This is a genomic window from Nocardioides sp. NPDC004968, from assembly GCF_040608935.1.
Taxonomy (GTDB): domain Bacteria; phylum Actinomycetota; class Actinomycetes; order Propionibacteriales; family Nocardioidaceae; genus Nocardioides.
In genome coordinates this window covers 148,357-164,628 of sequence record NZ_JBEXJF010000006.1, presented here as the reverse complement: position 1 = coordinate 164,628, position 16,272 = coordinate 148,357, and the positions used below count along the sequence as shown (strand labels likewise).

Here is a 16,272-nt window from a genome sequence, read left to right as displayed (position 1 = left end):
GAATCGGCTCAGTACCAAGACGAGTGACAGACGGTAATCGTTGCGGTCAACAGGCCTGCGCCCGGGGTTCCTTCTTCGAAGGACTCAGGCGACGGTGGCGCCACCGTCGACATAGAGGGTCTGGCCGGTGATGTAGGAGGCCTCGTCGCTGGCCAGGAAGGCAGCAGCGGCGGCGATGTCGGCGGGCTCGCCGACGCGCTTGACCGGGTTGGCGTCGGCCGAGAGCTTGCGGAAGTCGTCCACGTCGAGCCCGAGGCGGGCCGCGGTCTGGTCGGTCATCTCGGTGGCGATGAACCCCGGCGCGATGGCGTTCACGTTGACGCCGAACGGGCCGAGCTCGAGCGCGAGCGTGCGGGTGAAGCCCTGCACGCCCATCTTGGCGGCCGAGTAGTTCGCCTGGCCGCGGTTGCCCAGGGCCGAGGTGGAGGAGACGTTGATGATCTTGCCGTACTTCTGCTTCACGAAGACCGCCTGAGCGGCCTTCGACATCAGGAAGTGGCCCTTGAGGTGGACGTTCATGACCAGGTCCCAGTCGTCCTCGGTCATCTTGAAGAGCAGGTTGTCGCGGGTGATGCCGGCGTTGTTCATCAGGATGTGCAGGCCGCCGAGCTCCTCGACGATGCGGGCGACCGCGGCCTCGGTGTCGTCGGCCTTGGCGACGTTGGCGCCGATGCCGACCGACTTGGCACCCTCGGCCAGCGGAAGCTTGGCGGCGGCCTCAGCGGCGGCGGCCTCGTCGAGGTCGATGATCGCGACCGAGGCACCCTCCTCGGCGAAACGCGTGGCGACTCCGAAACCGATCCCGCGCGCTGCACCGGTGATGACTGCGACGCGTCCGTCGAAACGACCCATGACTCAAACTCCTTTGGTTGTGACCGGGCCCACGAACACGTGCGGCCCCCGCCGACAATAGCGAGGGCCGTACGTCTTGTCTTCAGGGGTCTACTGCTTGGTAACCCAAGCGTCGCGCGCAGCGACGCCCAGGTCGGGGTGGTCGGTGAAGAACGCGTCGACACCGGCGTCGAGGTAGGGACCGACCTCGCAGCCCAGATCACCGATAGCGATCGGGTCGGTGCCGATGCGGCACTCGGTGGGGAGGTTCTTGTTCTCGGCGCGCATGGTCCAGATGACGGTCGGCAGCCCGATGCGCTGTGCGCGGTCGGCGAGGTCGGTGGCCTCCCCCAGGGTGCCGTCCACGTTGCGCGGGATGAAGTAGAACTTGTACGGCGCCACCTGGTCGGCGTACCTCTTGATGCCTCGCAGACCCTTGTTGGTGACCAGGTAGTCGTTGGTCACGCCGGTGCCGGCCACCACCTGGTCGTAGGGCGCGCCGCCGAAGTCGATCAGCTGCACCAGCGGCGTGTCGACCATGCGGTTGAGGTCCTTGAGGTTGCTGACCTCGAAGGACTGGATGACCGCCGCGGCGCGCTTGCCGCCGAGGCCGTGGCGCTTGAGGCTCTTCGCGAGCGGCTCCTCCAGGGAGAGACCGATGGAGTCGAAGTACGTCGGGTGCTTGGTCTCCGGGGCGACGCCGATGGTGCGGCCGGTCTCGGCCTCCTTGGCGTCGACCAGGTCGAGCACCTCGTCCAGGGTCGGCACCTCGTAGAGGCCGTTGTACGCGGTGTTGGCCGGGCGGTCGCCCGGGATGCGCTCCTTGGCGCGCAGCGTCTTCAGCTCGGCGAGGGTGAAGTCCTCGGTGAACCAGCCGGTCAGCGCGTTGCCGTCGATGGTCTTGGTCGTCTTCAGCGCCGCGAACTCGGGGCGGTCGGCGACATCGGTCGTGCCGGAGATCTCGTTCTCGTGGCGGGCGACGAGCACGCCGTCCTTGGTCGAGACCACGTCGGGCTCGATGAAGTCGGCACCCTGCTGGATGGCCAGGTCGTACGCCGCCAGGGTGTGCTCGGGCCGGTAGCCGGAGGCACCGCGGTGACCGAAGACGATCGGGTCGGCGTGCTTGTGCTTGGCCGCCTGGACGGCGGTCGTGGTGGTGGCCGTCGCAGAGGCGGGGTGCGAGACCAGAACGGTCCCGGCGGCGAGCGCCGCGGCGGCGGCAAGCGCGAGAGTACGCATGCGAGTGGGGTTCAGCGTGGTCATGCCCCGATCACACCGGCCCCGGGAGTCCCTGGGGCCGGTGTGCGGTGAACGTGGCGTGACGATCTGCCGAAGCACGTCAGGCGGCATCGCCCAAGTCTAGGGAAGGCGTACGCCGCCCCGCGATCACTTCGCGGAGCACGTCGGGGTTGTTGGTGATGATGCCGTCGACACCACGGTCAAGGACGGCGCTCATGGTCGCGGCGTCGTTGACCGTCCAGGAGTGGATGTGCATCCCGAGCGCGTGCACCCGGGCGACGTAGCCCGCGTCGAAGGAGCCGAAGTGCGGGTTGATCTGGTCGGCCCAGGTGTAGCTGTCCAGGTCGGCGTAGGCCGGGGTGCCGAGCAGGCCGACCGGCACCTCGGGCTGGATGCGCTTGTAGGTCTTCATCGAGTCGAAGTCGAAGCTCTGCACGGCGAGGCGGCCGGCGGCGACCGCGGCGGGCACGTAGCCGGGGAACGAGTCGAACTCGGCCGCGACCTTCTTCTCGATCCCCGGGTAGAGCTCCGGTGACTTGAGCTCCATCAGGATGCCGGACCGCGTCGGCCGCACCTGCTCGACCATCTCCTTCAGCGTCGGCACCGGCTCGCCGGCGTACTTCTCGCCGAACCAGGAGCCCGCATCCAGCGTCTTGATCTCGGCGAGGGTGAAGTCCTTGACGTTCCACGGCGAGCGGCCGGGGAAGCGCTGCTCAACGTCGGTGGTGCGCGACAAGGTGGTGTCGTGCATCAGCACGAGCTCGCCGTCCTTGGTGGCCTGCACGTCCGACTCGATCCAGTCGGCCCGCTGCTCGACACCGACGGCGAAGGCGGCGAGCGTGTTCTCGGGGGCGTACGAGCTCGCCCCACGGTGGGCGGTGACGGTGATGTCGTCGGCCCGGTTGGCCTCGACGGCGTTGACCGCCACCGGAACGATCATCGTGCCTGCTGCCAGCGCGACGCCGGCCAGTGTTGAGGTGAAGGTCTTGGACGCGACGGACGACAGCGACATTGCGCACTCCCGAGATCAGTGGACGACAACTGATCTCGAGTGAATCGGTCGCCGCCGACCTCACCCCGACGCCTTGATGGCCGAAGCCGTACGCCTCGGTGAACTCGGCCCGGAACAGGCCCGGAGTCAGCCCAGCACGGCACGCAGCCGGTCGGCGTACTCCTTCTGCTCGCCCTCGCCGTATTTGTGGCGCGGCCAGAAGAATCCCTTGAGGCCGTCGCCTCGGGTGCGGGGGACGACGTGCAGGTGGAGGTGTGGGACGGACTGGCTGACCACGTTGTTGACCGCCACGAAGCTGCCCTGGGCTCCGAGCCCGTCCACGACCGCGGCAGCCAGGCGCTGGGCGTTGGCGACGAAGCGTTCGTGCAGGTCAGGAGGGAGATCGAGGAGTGTCGCGAGATGCTGCCTGGGCACCATCAGGATGTGGCCCTTCTGCACCGGCCGATGGTCGAGGAACGCCAGGAATCCCTCGTCCTCGAAGACCACCTCGGTCGCCAGGTCGCCGGCGACGACGTCGCAGAAGACACAGCGCTCACTCACGACTCGTCTCCCCACGACAGCGTCGCGACCACGAGGTCGACGGTCGGCAGGGCCAGGTCGGCGAGGTCGGGGTGCGGGAAGGAGTAGATCAGCCGCGACTCGTAGAGCCGGTCGGGCGAGGCCACCCACCGCTCCCCCACCGTCGTGGTCTCGGCCTGCAGCGGGTGCCGCACCATGCCGAACGGGGCCGGCCGGCTCAGCGCGACCGCCAGCCCGGCCGGGCGCCGCCCGACCCGTTGCAGCCAGTAGGCCAGGAACGCCGCGCCCTGCTCGACGGCCGCGTCCTTGGCGGCAGCCATCCACTGGGCCCAGTCGGGCTGCTCGACCTTGGACCGCTGCACCTTCGGGAGGACCTTGGCGGCCAGGTCGGCGAGCTGGTAGTCGCGTACGTCCTCGTCGGACATGTCCACGACGTACCACTCCTGCGCCTTCGGCAGCCGCAGGTCGACGTGCGGCTTGGGGCCGATCGCCTTGACCACGTCCTTGATGCCGGCGCGGAACCGGCTCGGCCCGGCCGGGTCGAAGGTGACGTACGCGATCTCCTCGATGTTGGCGGTCAGGAACTCCCGCAGCCCGTCGACGTTGCGCAGCTGCGCGCGCCGGCGGGTGTCCTCGGCGAGGAAGGTCTCCAGCGCCTCCTGGGAGGAGAAGAGCATCGCCTCGTACGGTGGCCGGTTGCCGCGATCCCCGGGGAAGACCCTGATCCGGGCCTCGTCGAGCTGGGGAACGACAACCTGCCCCGTACGCAGCGCGGCACCGACCGCGTCGGCGTCGGCGGCGGCGAGCGCCGCCTCGAGCGCGCGGTTGCGGTAGCCGTCGATCATCTTCCGAGGCTAACCCTCGGACCTGGCCGGATCGGCCTAGGCGGCACCGAGACGCTGTGGCGTGTCGTCGTCGCAGGTCGCGAAGAAGTTGCCGACCTCGTCGACCATGTGGCTGAACGACTCCGCCGCGAAGAGCACCGGCTGGTAGTGGGTGATGTCGTAGTCGACCGTCGCCATCTGGGCGAAGTCGATCGGACGCACCTCCACCTCCCGCATCTCCTCGATCTCGCCGTAGGACGAGAGCAGCCCGGCCCCGTACGCCTTCAGCTCCCCGTCCTCGTGGAGCACGCCGAACTCGATGGTGAACCAGAAGACATCGGCCACGACCTGGAGCGCCTCCCTGGTCTCGACGCGACGCGCGGCGGCGCCGGCGAGACGCTTGACCTCGGCGATCTGAGGGTCGGCGAGGAGGTTCCCGTGGCCGATCACCTCGTGGATGATGTCGGGCTCCGGGGTGTAGAGCGGCACGGCGTGATGACGCAGGTACTGCGTCGAGTGGAACTGCCCGTCGGCCAGGCTCCCGTAGAACTCCTCCAGCGGGACGATCCCCGCGGCCGGGACGTACTCGAAGCCCGTCAGCGGCTTCAGGCCGGCGCTCACCTCGTCGAGCTGTGGCACCCGGTCCTGCGGGAGGTTGAGAGCCTCCACGGCCGCGATGTAGTTGCGGCAGGCGTACTTCGCGTGCAGCGGTGCGATCTCACGGCACACCGTGCGCCAGATCTCGTTCTCCGTCTCGGTGTAGTCGATCCGGGGCACTGCGTCCCCCGGTTTCCAACCCAGCGCCGCGGCAGCGATCTCGCTCCGCCGCGCCCGGTAGTCCTGGTCTGCGAACCCGGGGTGGTTGTCCCCCAGATGCACCTCGACCTGCCCATCCTCGCCCACGGTGACGGGCGAGTAGAGCTGTCCTTCCTCGAACATCCTTACCTCCATGTGACGTACGCCTCACAACCCTATCGCGCACGCAAGAGAAGTCATCCCGCCAGGGAGATGAACAACCGGAAGTCTTCCGACAGACGCGACCAGGCAAGAAACACCAGCCACGCGGAACTAGGGGGTGCGGGTGGCGAAGCCCCCGCCGCGACGCGAAGCGTCGCCTGAAATGACAAACCGACGTGGCCCTCCGTCAGGAGGGCACACGTCGGCCAAAGGTTTGTGGAGCTGCGGGGAATCGAACCCCGGTCCTCGAGCGCCGTGCCAGGTCTTCTCCGGGTGCAGTCTGTGGGTGGCGTTCTCTCATCCCCGGGGCTCGACGCAGACACGTCCCCGACAGGCTCAGCCGACTAGATGTCCCTCATGCCCCGTCGGCATGTGCATGAGGTTGAGTCTCCTAGATGACGCCTGGATCCGAGCCGGAGACGGATACTCGGTCAGACGCTTCGATCACCGCTCAGGCGGCGAGAGCGAAGGAACTGCGCTTAGCGTTGGCAGTTATTGGTTTCCAGCGATCGTTTACGAGATGACGCTGGCTCCTCGACCCGCTTCCCCTGGGAGCAACGTCCCAAGTCGAAACCGATCAGCCCCTTTTGAGTTTTCAACGCCTGCAACCAGGCAACAGGACAACACTACAGTCCCCCGCCGGCATTCCCCACTCGGTTTATCCCGTCATCCCCTTGAGCTTGCGGCCGACCTCGACCTCGGCCTCCCGCTTGGCCGTACGCTCGGCGATGGTGTTGCGCTTGTCCCACGACTTCTTGCCCTTGGCGACGCCGATCTCGACCTTGGCGCGGCCGTTGAGGAAGTAGAGGGCGAGGGGGACGACGGTGAGGCCCTTCTCGGAGACCTTGCGCTCGATCTTGTCGATCTCGGCGCGGTGCAGGAGGAGCTTGCGCTTGCGGCGGGCGGAGTGGTTGGTCCAGGTGCCGTTGAGGTATTCGGGAATGTGGATCCCGTGGATCCAGGCCTCGCCACGGTCGATGTCGACGAAGCCGTCGACCAGGGAGGCGCGACCCTCACGCAGCGACTTCACCTCGGTGCCCTGCAGGACCATGCCGGCCTCGTAGGTGTCCTCGATGTGGTAGTCGTGTCGCGCCTTCTTGTTCTGCGCGATCATCTTGCGCCCCTGCTCCTTCGCCATTCTTCTATTCTCTCAGGCGCAGGGTCATGACCGCGAAACGTTTAGGGCCCGAGTCACAGACCCAGCAGCGGCATCGGGTCGACCGGGGTGCCGTCGCGGAGGATCGTGAAGTGCAGGTGGCAGCCCGTGGACCAGCCGGTGGTCCCTGCGTACGCCACGGTCTCACCGCGCCCGACGGACCCTGAGGTCCTCGCGTAGCTCGAGATGTGGTTGTAGACGGCGGTGTAGGAGCGCCCGTTGACCTTGCCGAGATACAGGTGCAGGCGGTTGCCCCACACGCTGGAGTACGAGGTCGAGATGATCTGCCCGGAGTCGACGGCGAGCAGCGGGCGGCCGCAGGGTGCGGAGAAGTCGGTGCCGTTGTGCAGCGAGACGTAGCCGTAGATCGGGTGCTTGCGGACGCCGTAGGGCGAGGTGACGTAGGTGTCGGTCACCGGCGGCCCGAAGAGCCCGCCGACCGACCCGACGTTGCGGTCGGAGCCGGAGCCCGCCGAGGCGAGCGACCGGATCTTCGTACGCAGCGCCGACTCCTCGGCCTCGAGCTCGCGCAGCTCGGCGGCGTCCGCCGCCCGGGCCGCCTCGGCCGACTGCTTCGCGGTGGCTGCCTGGTCGGCCAGCGTGGACATCTCGGCGTGGGCCGCGGCGGCCTGGTCCCGGAGCGAGTCGACCTCGGCGACCAGCTGCCGAGCCTTCTTCTCCTTGGCCGCGATCCCGTCGGTCGCCTCCTGCACCTCGCCCTCGCGGACGACGAGCATCGTCTCGGTCGCCTCCATCCGCTGGAGGGTGGCGTCCTGGCCCGCGGAAGCCGCGTCCACGTACGTCTGCTGGCGCATCAGGTCCTCGAGGGAGCCTCCGGAGAGCAGGGCCGCCGCCTGGGCGAGCTGCGGGTCTCCGCCGGTGAACCGGGTCAGGATCGCGTCGCGCATCTCCTCGCGCTGCACCTTCACCTCGGCCTGGCCCTCGGCGAGCTCCCGCTTCGCCTCGGCGAGCAGCAGCTTCTGCTCGGCGAGCTCGGCCTCGAGCTTGTCGTGCGCGGCCTGCACCTCGACGAGCTTGGCGTTGAGCTCATCGAGACGGGTCTGGGCCTGGTCGAGTTTCTTCCGGGCCGCGGCGTACGTCTCCGACGCCTTGCGCAGGCCGGCGCTGGAGTGCTCGAGATCCTCGGCGGCGGCCTTCTGGTCCTGCTGGACCTCGCGCTGCTCCTGCTCGAGGCGGTCCTTCTCGTCGGCGGAGGAGGGGAGGGTGGGCGAGAGCAGCACGGCAGCCACCACGGCGCAACAGAGCACAGCGGCGAGCGAACCGGCACGGGGGAAGACGTGCACGGCTCCGACGGTAGGGGATCCGGGTCAGACCTTGATGTATTTGCGGGTGAGCAGGAGTGTCGGGACGAGCGTGAGCAGGATGCCGAGGATCGCGACGATCGCGAAGGAGCTGAAGAACTCCTCCCAGCCGACCCACTGGGTCACCGCGGTGGACGAGAGCCGCTGCTCGACGCCGAAGTACATCACCGCGGCCAGCGCGATCCCGGACAGTCCGATCCCGACCAGGGCCACCACGAGCGACTCCAGGAGGAACGGCAGCGCGATGTAGAGGGTCGAGGCACCGACCAGTCGCATGATCCCGATCTCACGACGGCGGGCGAAGGCCGCCAGCCGGATGGTGTTGGCGACCAGCAGCAGCGCCGCGATCACCAGCACGATCGCGCCGACCAGGGCCGCGCTCTGCAGCCCGTCGACGGCGGCGAGGATGGGCCCGGTGACCTCGTGGACGTCACCGACGTGGTCGATGCCGTCCAGGCCGGCGACCGCCTCGATGATCTCGGCGGAGTGGTGCGGGTCGGTCATCGTGACCCAGTAGGACTCCCACATGTCGCTGGACTTGACCACCGGGTCGGGACCGCTGACGCCTTCGACGTCGAGAGCCTGCAGCCGCTCGTAGGCCTGCTCCTGGCTCTCCTCCTCGATCTTGTCGACGTAGCGGTTGTCATCGAGGGCGGCGGTGATGACCTTCTTCTGGCTGTCATCGACGGCGCCGGCGCACTGCGGGTTACGGTCGTTGGCGCCGTTGCACATGTAGAAGGTGATCTGCAGCTCGTCGCCCCAGACCTCCTCGGTCAGCTGGGCCTGCTCACGCAGCAGCAGGCCGACGCCGGCGAGGGTGAGCGAGACGAGCAGCGTCAGGGCCACCGCGACGTGCATCGACAGGTTGCGGCGTAGCCCCTGGCGGAGCTCGGTGAATACATAGCGCAGCTGCATGGCGGGTCGAGGAACCTTTTCTGGTTGTGGGACCTGGTCGAAAGCGAGAGGGCCGGCTCAGCGCCGAAGCCTCAGAACTGGGCTCCGTAGCCGCCCTGGACCTGGTCGCGTACGAGGTGGCCGTGCTCGAGCTCGATGACGCGCTTGCGCATCTGGTCGACCATCTGGACGTCGTGGGTCGCCATCACGATCGTGGTGCCGGACCGGTTGATGCGGTCGAGCAGGCGCATGATGCCGACGGTGTTGCCGGGGTCGAGGTTTCCGGTCGGCTCGTCGGCGATCAGGATCATCGGCCGGTTGATGAACGCACGGGCGACGGCCACGCGCTGCTGCTCACCACCGGAGAGCTCGTCGGGCATCCGGTCGCCCTTGCCGTCCAGACCGACCAGCTCGAGCGTCTCCGGGACGCGCTCCCGGATCTCGCGGTTGGAGTGACCGGTCACCTGCATCGCGAAGGCCACGTTCTCGGCGACGTTCTTGTTGGCCAGGAGGCGGAAGTCCTGGAAGATCGTGCCGACCTGGCGGCGCAGCCGCGGCACCTTCCAGCCGGCGAGCCGGTTGATCTCCTTGCCTGCGACGTAGACCCGACCGGTGGTCGGGCGCTGCTCGCGCAGCATCAGCTTGAGCGCCGTCGACTTCCCCGAGCCGGATTGGCCCACGAGGAAGACGAACTCCCCCTTCTGGATGTCGATCGAAAGGCTGTTGAGGGCGGGGCGCGCCTGCCCTGGGTAGGCCTTGCTGACCTTCTCGAAGCGGATCACCGCACCGAGGGTAGTGCAACGGTGGTGGGCTCAGCACTTCGGCTCAGAGATACCTGCCCCTGTACTCTGACGGCGTGCGCTCTGCAGTCCGGATCCTCATCGGTGCCGTAGTCCTCACCGCGATCGCGGTCGGGGTCGGCGTACTCACCCTGAAAGACGACGAGCCCGAGGTCGCCGAGGTGAAGGGCGACCTGAGCACCGCGGACACCACCACGATGCACGTACGCCGCGGCGCGTTCTGCGACCGCGTCCCGACCGAGGACGCGACCGAGGCTCTCGGCGGCGCCGCCGCCGAGAAGAAGGCCTACGGCGACGGCGACCAGACCGCCATCTCGGGTGAGGTCAACGACGTCTCGCAGGAGTACGGCTGCATCTGGACCGGGCCGGAGGACTCGGCCACCTCGGCGCGGGCCTGGGTCTTCGCGCCGCCGGTCACCCTGGACTGGGCCACGCAGATGATCAAGAGCGTGCCCAAGGGCTGCAAGGCCGCGTCGACCCCTGCGTACGGGAAGCCGTCGGTCGCGCTCACCTGCACCGACGCGAAGAAGCAGACGAAGGTGGTCTACCGCGGCCTCTTCGGCGACGCCTGGCTCTCCTGCGAGCTCACCGGCAAGGCCGGCGAGGCGCCCGCGGCGGTCCAGAAGCGTGCCTCCCGCTGGTGCCTGGTGACCCTCACCGCGGCCGCCGCTGACGCCTGAGGTTCTGGATCGAGACCCGGTCCCGGCGCGGCGTTTGCACCGAACTAAAGTCTAGTGCTTTAATCGACTTAGTCGCTCGGGTCGGGTAGGCACCTCACCGGGCGGCGCGCGCCGCGGGCACTGAGTCAGAGCAGAGCCGGCTGGCGAGAGCGGGTGGGGTCCTTAGGGATGGGGATCCCACCCGCGACGCGGGACGCGTCGCATTCAGCACCGCGACGCGAGCCACGCCAGGACGGTGCCGGCGAACTCGTCGGGCTGGTTGCGATGCACGAAGTGACCGACGTCGAAGTGGACGAGGTCGGCCTGCGGAATCCGCTGGGCGACCTTCTCCAGGTCCGACTGCGGGATGTGGCTGTTGCCGCCACCAGCCACGATCAGGGTCGGCATGGGCAGCAGCTCGAGCTGCTCCCACATCCACGCGTCGTACATCGTCGCCTCGACCAGCAGGGACGCGATGCACTCCCAGTCGTGGGGCATCGGCCTGGCCGCGCGCCCGGGCGACCTGCGCTCGCGCGGCGCAGGTGGCACCACGTCCTCGATGATCAGCCGGGAGACCAGGTCGGGCCGGTGCATCGCGACCAGGAGGGCGACGTTGCCGCCGGTCGAGTGCCCGACGACCACGGCGCCCGAGATCCCGAGCGCGTCCATCGCCACGATGACGTCGTCGGCGATGAGCCGGTGGGAGTACTCCGAGGCCCAGTCCGAGTCCCCGTGCCCCCGCATGTCGAAGGCATGCACCCGGTGGTCGGCCGCGAACGGCGGCACCACACCCTGCCACCGCTTCGCGCTGCCTCCGAGCTCGTGCAACAGCACCATCGGCACCCCGTCCTCAGGACCGTAGGCGTCATAGACGTACGCCGCTCCCCGGCCCGGGAGTGGAAGCCTGGTGCGCGTCAGCGCATCCATCAGGTCAGTTCTGTTCGGCCTTCTCGGCGCCACGGCGCCACCGGATGCCGGCCTCGAGGAACCCGTCGATGTCCCCGTCGAAGACAGCCTGCGGGTTGCCGGTCTCGTAGGTCGTACGCAGGTCCTTGACGATCTGGTACGGGTTGAGCACGTAGTTGCGCATCTGGTCGCCCCACGAGGCGGCGACGTCACCCTTGAGATCCTTGAGGTGGGCCTCCTCCTCAGCCTTCTTCAGCGCGAGGAGCTTGGCCTTGAGGACGATCATCGCGGCGGCCTTGTTCTGCAGCTGCGACTTCTCGTTCTGGCAGGAGACCACGGTGCCGGTCGGGATGTGGGTCAGCCGGACCGCGGAGTCGGTGGTGTTGACCGACTGGCCACCCGGCCCCGAGGAGCGGTAGACGTCGACCTTGATCTCGTTCTCGTCGAGCTCGATCTCGTCGGTCTGCTCCAGCACGGGCACGACCTCGACCGCGGCGAAGGAGGTCTGGCGGCGGCCCTGGTTGTCGAAGGGGCTGATCCGCACCAGACGGTGGGTGCCGGCCTCGACGGAGAGGGTGCCGTAGGCGTAGGGGGCGTGGATCGCGAAGGTGGCGGACTTGAGCCCGGCCTCCTCGGCGTAGGAGGTGTCGAAGACCTCCACCGGGTACTTGTTGCGCTCGGCCCAGCGGACGTACATCCGCATCAGCATCTCGGCGAAGTCGGCGGCGTCGACGCCACCGGCGCCGGAGCGGATCGTCACCAGGGCCTCGCGGGCGTCGTACTCCCCCGAGAGCAGGGTGCGGATCTCCAGGCTCTCGACGGCCTTCTTGACCCGGCCCAGCTCGGCCTCGGACTCGGCGAGCGAGTCTGCGTCGCCCTCCTCCTGGGCCATCTCGACCATCAGGCCGAGGTCCTCGATGCGGGTGCGGAGCTCGGTGAACTTGTTGAGCTCGTTCTGCAGCAGGGAGAGGCGGCCGGTGACGCGGGTGGCGTTGTCCTGATCGTCCCAGAGGTCGGGCGCGGCGACCTGCTCGCCGAGGTCGGCGATCTCCTTGCGCATCGCGTCCAGGTCCAGCACCTGGCCGATGGTCTGCATCGTTGCCTGGAGCTGCTTGATCTCGGTGTCGAATTCGGGGCCTGCCACGTCTTACAGGTTACTTGACGCGTGGTGCCGCACCCGATTCGCCGACCTTCAAATATGCGCTCGCCCTCCGGTACGGGGAACCGGAGGGCGAGCATCAGGGGGATATAGGCCCCGAGACTGGGCTCAAAGGGAGGTCAGGCCTGGTGGGTGGAGCCGGCGAACCAGCCGTCCCAGGCAGCCTCTTCACGAACCGACGCGCCCGGCTTGGGGGCGTGCAGCATGATCGCCTGACCATTCTCCCAGCGCAGGAAGATGCCCACGTGGTAGACCGGGCTGCCCCAGAACATCAGGTCGCCGCGCTGGATCTGGTCGTTCGGGACCGTCGGCAGCGCAGCGGCCTGGTCCCGCGAGACCCGGGGAAGCTCGATGCCGGCGGCGCTGAAGGCGTACTGCGTCAGGCCGGAGCAGTCGAACGAGCTCGGGCCGGTGGCACCCCAGACGTACGGGTCGCCGATCTGCTCCGAGGCGACGCTGATCGCCCGCTCGATCTTGCCTTCCTGGCTCGCGGCGAAGGCCTTCGCCTCAGCCTCGGCCTTCTTCTTCGCCTCCGCGGCCTTCTTGGCGGCGATCGCTGCCTTGCGCTTCGCCTCGGCGGCCTTGCGGGCTGCCTCGGCCTTGCGCTCCTGCACCTCGACAGCCCTCTCGAGCTGCTTGATGTCGGTGAGCATCGCGGTGGGGGTGGCCGAGGCCTCCAGGGTCGGAGCCTCCACCACCTTGGCCGCCTCGACGGTCGACTCGACCGTCGTGGTCTCGTGGGAGGCCGGGGCGGCGTTGGCGGCGGGCACCGCCACCAGGGCACCGGCGGCGATGCCGCTGGCGAGGGTGATGCGGCCGATGAGCTTGCCGTGGCCGCTGAGCGTCGTCCTGAGCTTGTCGAAGGGAGATCCTGCGATCGACCGGGCGATCGAGACGTTCGGCGACCGGAACGGGCGGGGCGCGCCTCGGTGGGCAGGGTTGGATACGGACTTGGACATGCGTGAGTTCCTTCCCACGCCTGCGAGGTGAGCTGTCGGGTTCGGGCTAGAAGGTTGCCCGGCCATCTGCGATGGCTTCACCCCAAGCGACCGTCCGAGTTAGTCGCGTGGAACTTGGGTCCCCCGCTCCTGTCCCATACGTACTGCTGAGTGTGAGGGTAAAGGGGGTTCAGTAGTTGGGGCCGGCGTCCGGAGGGACAGGATTCGGCGTGTACCGGGGCCGGTCGTGCGTTCTGCACGGCTCAACCAAGGTGACATGCGATCTGGAACGGATCCAATCCCGAATGGCCGAATCTGGAGCACAATCCGCGTGTTCACGCGTGACTTTGCCGTCGTTTGTGAAACATCTCACGGACTGAACACGCGTATGACGCCGTGTCGAACTTGCGTTTACTCCGCAGCTTCGAGACGGAAACCGACGCCGCGGACGGCGACGACCTTCTCCTGCACACCGGCCGCCTCGAGCTTCTGGCGCAGGCGTCCGACGGTGACGTCGAGCGTCTTGGTCGAGCCGTACCAGTTCTCGTCCCAGACCTCGGCCATCAGCCGGTCACGGGAGACGACCTTGTCGCGGGAGGCGGCCAGGACGGCCAGCAGCGCGAACTCCTTGCCGGTCAGGGTCACCTCGCGCTCGCCGGCGTAGACCCGGTGGGCAGCCACGTCGATGCGCAGGGCGTCGTCGTCGGCGCCGAGCTCGACCGGACCCGAGCGGCGCAGCAGCGCGCGGACCCGCGCCTGGAGGACGGCCAGCGCGAACGGCTTGGCCAGGTAGTCGTCGGCACCGGCGTCGAGCCCGACGACCAGGTCGATCTCGGCATCACGTGCGGTGAGGATCATGATCCCGCCCTCGTAGCCGTTGTCGCGAGCGGCCTTGCAGACCTCGAGCCCGTCCATGTCCGGAAGGCCCAGGTCGAGCAGCACCAGCTCGGCGTCGTACGGAGGTGCCAGCAGCTCCAGCGCCTTCTTGCCGGAGTCGACCCAGGTGACGTCATAGCCCTCACGCTGGAGCGTGCGCACCAGGGGAGCAGCGATGTCCTCTTGGTCTTCTACGACAAGCACGGAGTTCGACATGAAGAGAACAATAGTTACAGCCCCGTAGGGCTTGTGAAGAGATCCCCCCTTTCAGATAAGCGCGTGATCACATCGTTAGGTCCGAGCTGGTCGATACCGAGGGGATCCTCGGCCCCTTCGGAGACCTCATCCCAGGTCACCGGAGCAGCGACGGTGGGGATCCCTTTGCCTCGCAGCGAGTAGGGACAGATCGTCGTCTTCGATCCCGAGTTCTGCGACCAGTCCAGGAAAACCTTGCCTGACCTGCGACTCTTGGTCATGGTCGCAGTGACCTTGCGCGGGTGGGCCTTCTGGAGGTCCTCGGCGATCTCCTTGGCCAGCGCCGTGGCGACGTCCGGCTCGACGGGCTCCGGCAGGGCGGCGTACAGGTGCACGCCCTTGCTCCCGCTGAGCACCGGAGTCGCGGAGAGGTCACGGGCGCCCAGCGCCTCCCGCACGAGCAGCGCCACCTCGCAGCACTCCTGCAGGCCGGCCGGCTCGCCGGGGTCGAGGTCGATCACGATCCGGTTCGCGCCGGCCGGGGCGCCGTCGCCACCGACCGTCCACTGATGGACGTGCAGCTCCAGCGCGGAGAGGTTCGCGGCCCAGGTGAGGGCGGCGAGGCTGTCGAGGATCGGAAAGGTGAGTGTTCCCTCCCTGTGGTCGGCGGTTCGGGATCCCGTTGTCGGAACGACGACCGTACGGACCCAGCTGGGTGTGCCGGCCGGTGCGTTCTTCTCGAAGAACGACATGTCGCCGACGCCGTGCGGCCAGCGGATCCTCGTCACGGCGCGGTCCTGGAGCTGCGGCAGGAGCGCCGGCGCGACCTGGGCGTAGTAGTTGAGCACCTCGCCCTTCGTCATGCCCGTACGTGGATAGAGCACCTTGCTGAGGCTGGTCAGGGTCAGGACCCGGCCGTCGACCTCGACGCGTACCTCTTCTCGTTCGACCATCACAGATCCTCCGGTGAGACGTCGTCCCTGATCCCGATGAAGCTCGGCTGCCGCAGCCGGCCCTTGTAGCTCGCCGCCGCGACGGCGGTGCCGTGGGTCTCCACCTCGACGACGAGGAGCGGCTCGACCCAGTGGGTGCCCCGAGCGTCCAGCGACGGCACTCCCCCGTCGGGGTCGACGTCGGGCCCGGCGAAGGGGCTCCGGCTGGTCTCGCGGAGCAAGTCCCCGAGTCGCTGGGCCCGTTTGCCGGTGATGCCGCTGCCGACCCGCCCGCGGTAGATCAGACCCTCGGGCGTCGGCTGCCCGACGAGCAGGGCGCCGAGTCGTTCGGTGCCGCCTTCGGTGCCCACCTCGGGCCGCCAGCCGCCGACCACCAGGGAGGCCCGGTAACGGTGGGCCAGCTTGATCCAGTCCTTGCTCCGCTCCCCCGGCCGGTAGCGGCTGCCGCGCCGCTTGGAAACGATGCCCTCCAGCCCCTGCGCCCGCGTCACCTCGTGGAGCATCCGGCCGTCGTCGTAGGTCGCCGGCACCTGCCACGAGCCCAGGTCGCCGTCGGCATGGACGGCCTCGAGGATCTTGCGGCGCTCGACCCAGGGCTCCTCGATGAGCAGCCGCCCGTCGAGACGGAGAAGATCGAAGACCATGTACGTCGCGGGGATCCTCTCCGCGAACCGCGCGGCGCGGCGTGCGTCGCGGTTGTGCATCCGATCCATGAGCACCCGGAAGTCGGGCAGCCCGGCGTCGTTGAGCGCAATCACCTCCCCGTCGACGACGATGTCGCGCTCCGGCCCCCTCGCGATCTCGGGCCAGGCGGGGGTCGCGTCGTTGTCGTTGCGTGTGGTCAGCCGGGTCTGCGTACGTCCTTCCGGGCTGTCGCCGAGGAGGCGGATGCCGTCCCACTTGACCTCATGGACCCACTCCTCCCCCGGCGGAACGTGGGCGCCAGGGGTGGCGAGCATGGGACGCATGCGTCCATCTTGCCTCTATGAAGTCGTTGCGCCGGGCAGATCGGGTCCAATCCTCACGCCCAGT

General features: G+C 68.4%; 17 protein-coding genes, 1 other RNA gene and 1 riboswitch. Of the genes, 1 reads left to right on the top strand and 17 read right to left on the bottom strand.

The features are described 5' to 3' along the window. Positions 1-84: 84 nt before the first annotated feature. The 11 genes from fabG to ftsE all read right to left on the bottom strand — a co-directional run bounded on the left by fabG (position 85) and on the right by ftsE (position 9,536). Positions 85-852 carry a 3-oxoacyl-ACP reductase FabG gene (fabG, locus tag ABZU72_RS09725; protein ID WP_355018653.1) on the bottom strand — a complete coding sequence of 256 codons (768 nt, stop codon included), beginning with the start codon at positions 850-852 and terminating at the stop codon, positions 85-87. 90 nt (positions 853-942) lie between these two features. Next, the gene (locus ABZU72_RS09720; RefSeq protein ID WP_355018652.1) at positions 943-2,094 is read right to left on the bottom strand and encodes a glycerophosphodiester phosphodiesterase; all 1,152 of its coding nucleotides are present in this window, start codon (positions 2,092-2,094) and stop codon (positions 943-945) included. 76 nt (positions 2,095-2,170) lie between these two features. Next, entirely contained in the window at positions 2,171-3,082 is a 912-nt protein-coding gene (locus tag ABZU72_RS09715; RefSeq protein WP_355018651.1) for a glycerophosphodiester phosphodiesterase family protein, read from the bottom strand. Positions 3,083-3,208: 126 nt separating this feature from the next. Further along, positions 3,209-3,622: an HIT family protein gene (locus ABZU72_RS09710; protein WP_355018650.1), complete on the bottom strand. Its 414-nt coding sequence runs from the start codon at positions 3,620-3,622 to the stop codon at positions 3,209-3,211. Next, on the bottom strand, positions 3,619-4,446 hold the full coding sequence (locus tag ABZU72_RS09705) for a hypothetical protein (protein WP_355018649.1): 828 nt from the start codon (positions 4,444-4,446) through the stop codon (positions 3,619-3,621). The genes ABZU72_RS09710 and ABZU72_RS09705 overlap by 4 nt, the downstream gene beginning before the upstream one ends. Before the next feature lie 36 nt (positions 4,447-4,482). After that, entirely contained in the window at positions 4,483-5,364 is an 882-nt protein-coding gene (locus ABZU72_RS09700) for a phenylalanine 4-monooxygenase (protein ID WP_355018648.1), read from the bottom strand. A gap of 232 nt (positions 5,365-5,596) precedes the next feature. Continuing rightward, positions 5,597-5,967: a transfer-messenger RNA gene (ssrA, locus tag ABZU72_RS09695) on the bottom strand. A gap of 73 nt (positions 5,968-6,040) precedes the next feature. Continuing rightward, positions 6,041-6,520, bottom strand: coding sequence for an SsrA-binding protein SmpB (gene smpB / locus ABZU72_RS09690; protein ID WP_160024725.1), 480 nt, complete (start codon positions 6,518-6,520; stop codon positions 6,041-6,043). Positions 6,521-6,573: 53 nt separating this feature from the next. Next, positions 6,574-7,842 (bottom strand): peptidoglycan DD-metalloendopeptidase family protein, encoded by a 1,269-nt coding sequence (locus tag ABZU72_RS09685; RefSeq protein ID WP_355018647.1) that lies wholly within the window; start codon positions 7,840-7,842, stop codon positions 6,574-6,576. 24 nt (positions 7,843-7,866) lie between these two features. Beyond that, a complete protein-coding gene (gene ftsX / locus ABZU72_RS09680; protein ID WP_350664163.1) occupies positions 7,867-8,775 on the bottom strand; it encodes a permease-like cell division protein FtsX in 909 nt (302 codons plus the stop codon). Positions 8,776-8,846: 71 nt separating this feature from the next. Continuing rightward, positions 8,847-9,536 (bottom strand): cell division ATP-binding protein FtsE, encoded by a 690-nt coding sequence (gene ftsE / locus ABZU72_RS09675; RefSeq protein ID WP_008358693.1) that lies wholly within the window; start codon positions 9,534-9,536, stop codon positions 8,847-8,849. A 74-nt stretch (positions 9,537-9,610) separates the two neighbouring features. On the opposite strand from ftsE, the gene ABZU72_RS09670 reads away from it, so the two are divergent. After that, the gene (locus ABZU72_RS09670) at positions 9,611-10,234 is read left to right on the top strand and encodes a hypothetical protein (RefSeq protein ID WP_355018646.1); all 624 of its coding nucleotides are present in this window, start codon (positions 9,611-9,613) and stop codon (positions 10,232-10,234) included. A gap of 204 nt (positions 10,235-10,438) precedes the next feature. Here the strand turns inward: ABZU72_RS09670 and ABZU72_RS09665 are convergent, their stop codons facing one another. The 6 genes from ABZU72_RS09665 to ABZU72_RS09640 all read right to left on the bottom strand — a co-directional run bounded on the left by ABZU72_RS09665 (position 10,439) and on the right by ABZU72_RS09640 (position 16,208). Beyond that, positions 10,439-11,140 carry an alpha/beta hydrolase gene (locus ABZU72_RS09665; RefSeq protein ID WP_355018645.1) on the bottom strand — a complete coding sequence of 234 codons (702 nt, stop codon included), beginning with the start codon at positions 11,138-11,140 and terminating at the stop codon, positions 10,439-10,441. Positions 11,141-11,144: 4 nt separating this feature from the next. Further along, on the bottom strand, positions 11,145-12,263 hold the full coding sequence (prfB, locus tag ABZU72_RS09660) for a peptide chain release factor 2 (RefSeq protein ID WP_355018644.1): 1,119 nt from the start codon (positions 12,261-12,263) through the stop codon (positions 11,145-11,147). Positions 12,264-12,397: 134 nt separating this feature from the next. Beyond that, the gene (locus ABZU72_RS09655) at positions 12,398-13,237 is read right to left on the bottom strand and encodes a C40 family peptidase (protein ID WP_355018643.1); all 840 of its coding nucleotides are present in this window, start codon (positions 13,235-13,237) and stop codon (positions 12,398-12,400) included. A 5-nt stretch (positions 13,238-13,242) separates the two neighbouring features. Next, a riboswitch (cyclic di-AMP (ydaO/yuaA leader) is annotated at positions 13,243-13,414 on the bottom strand. Between the two features lie 213 nt (positions 13,415-13,627). Then, positions 13,628-14,308, bottom strand: a complete 681-nt coding sequence (locus ABZU72_RS09650; protein WP_355018642.1) for a response regulator transcription factor — start codon at positions 14,306-14,308, stop codon at positions 13,628-13,630. Positions 14,309-14,322: 14 nt separating this feature from the next. Beyond that, positions 14,323-15,240, bottom strand: a complete 918-nt coding sequence (ligD, locus tag ABZU72_RS09645) for a non-homologous end-joining DNA ligase (protein WP_355018641.1) — start codon at positions 15,238-15,240, stop codon at positions 14,323-14,325. Then, positions 15,240-16,208, bottom strand: a complete 969-nt coding sequence (locus tag ABZU72_RS09640) for a DNA ligase (RefSeq protein ID WP_355018640.1) — start codon at positions 16,206-16,208, stop codon at positions 15,240-15,242. The genes ligD and ABZU72_RS09640 overlap by 1 nt, the downstream gene beginning before the upstream one ends. Positions 16,209-16,272 lie beyond the last annotated feature (64 nt).

What these genes read in the sequence shown, in the direction of transcription:
- ABZU72_RS09715 (WP_355018651.1), bottom strand. Translation starts at nt 3,082, where the DNA reads ATGTCGCTGTCGTCCGTCGCGTCCAAGACCTTCACCTCAACACTGGCC.
- fabG (WP_355018653.1), bottom strand. Translation starts at nt 852, where the DNA reads ATGGGTCGTTTCGACGGACGCGTCGCAGTCATCACCGGTGCAGCGCGC.
- ABZU72_RS09640 (WP_355018640.1), bottom strand. Translation starts at nt 16,208, where the DNA reads ATGCGTCCCATGCTCGCCACCCCTGGCGCCCACGTTCCGCCGGGGGAG.
- ABZU72_RS09720 (WP_355018652.1), bottom strand. Translation starts at nt 2,094, where the DNA reads ATGACCACGCTGAACCCCACTCGCATGCGTACTCTCGCGCTTGCCGCC.
- ABZU72_RS09705 (WP_355018649.1), bottom strand. Translation starts at nt 4,446, where the DNA reads ATGATCGACGGCTACCGCAACCGCGCGCTCGAGGCGGCGCTCGCCGCC.
- ABZU72_RS09700 (WP_355018648.1), bottom strand. Translation starts at nt 5,364, where the DNA reads ATGTTCGAGGAAGGACAGCTCTACTCGCCCGTCACCGTGGGCGAGGAT.
- ABZU72_RS09655 (WP_355018643.1), bottom strand. Translation starts at nt 13,237, where the DNA reads ATGTCCAAGTCCGTATCCAACCCTGCCCACCGAGGCGCGCCCCGCCCG.
- ligD (WP_355018641.1), bottom strand. Translation starts at nt 15,240, where the DNA reads ATGGTCGAACGAGAAGAGGTACGCGTCGAGGTCGACGGCCGGGTCCTG.
- ABZU72_RS09650 (WP_355018642.1), bottom strand. Translation starts at nt 14,308, where the DNA reads ATGTCGAACTCCGTGCTTGTCGTAGAAGACCAAGAGGACATCGCTGCT.
- ftsX (WP_350664163.1), bottom strand. Translation starts at nt 8,775, where the DNA reads ATGCAGCTGCGCTATGTATTCACCGAGCTCCGCCAGGGGCTACGCCGC.
- ABZU72_RS09665 (WP_355018645.1), bottom strand. Translation starts at nt 11,140, where the DNA reads ATGGATGCGCTGACGCGCACCAGGCTTCCACTCCCGGGCCGGGGAGCG.
- smpB (WP_160024725.1), bottom strand. Translation starts at nt 6,520, where the DNA reads ATGGCGAAGGAGCAGGGGCGCAAGATGATCGCGCAGAACAAGAAGGCG.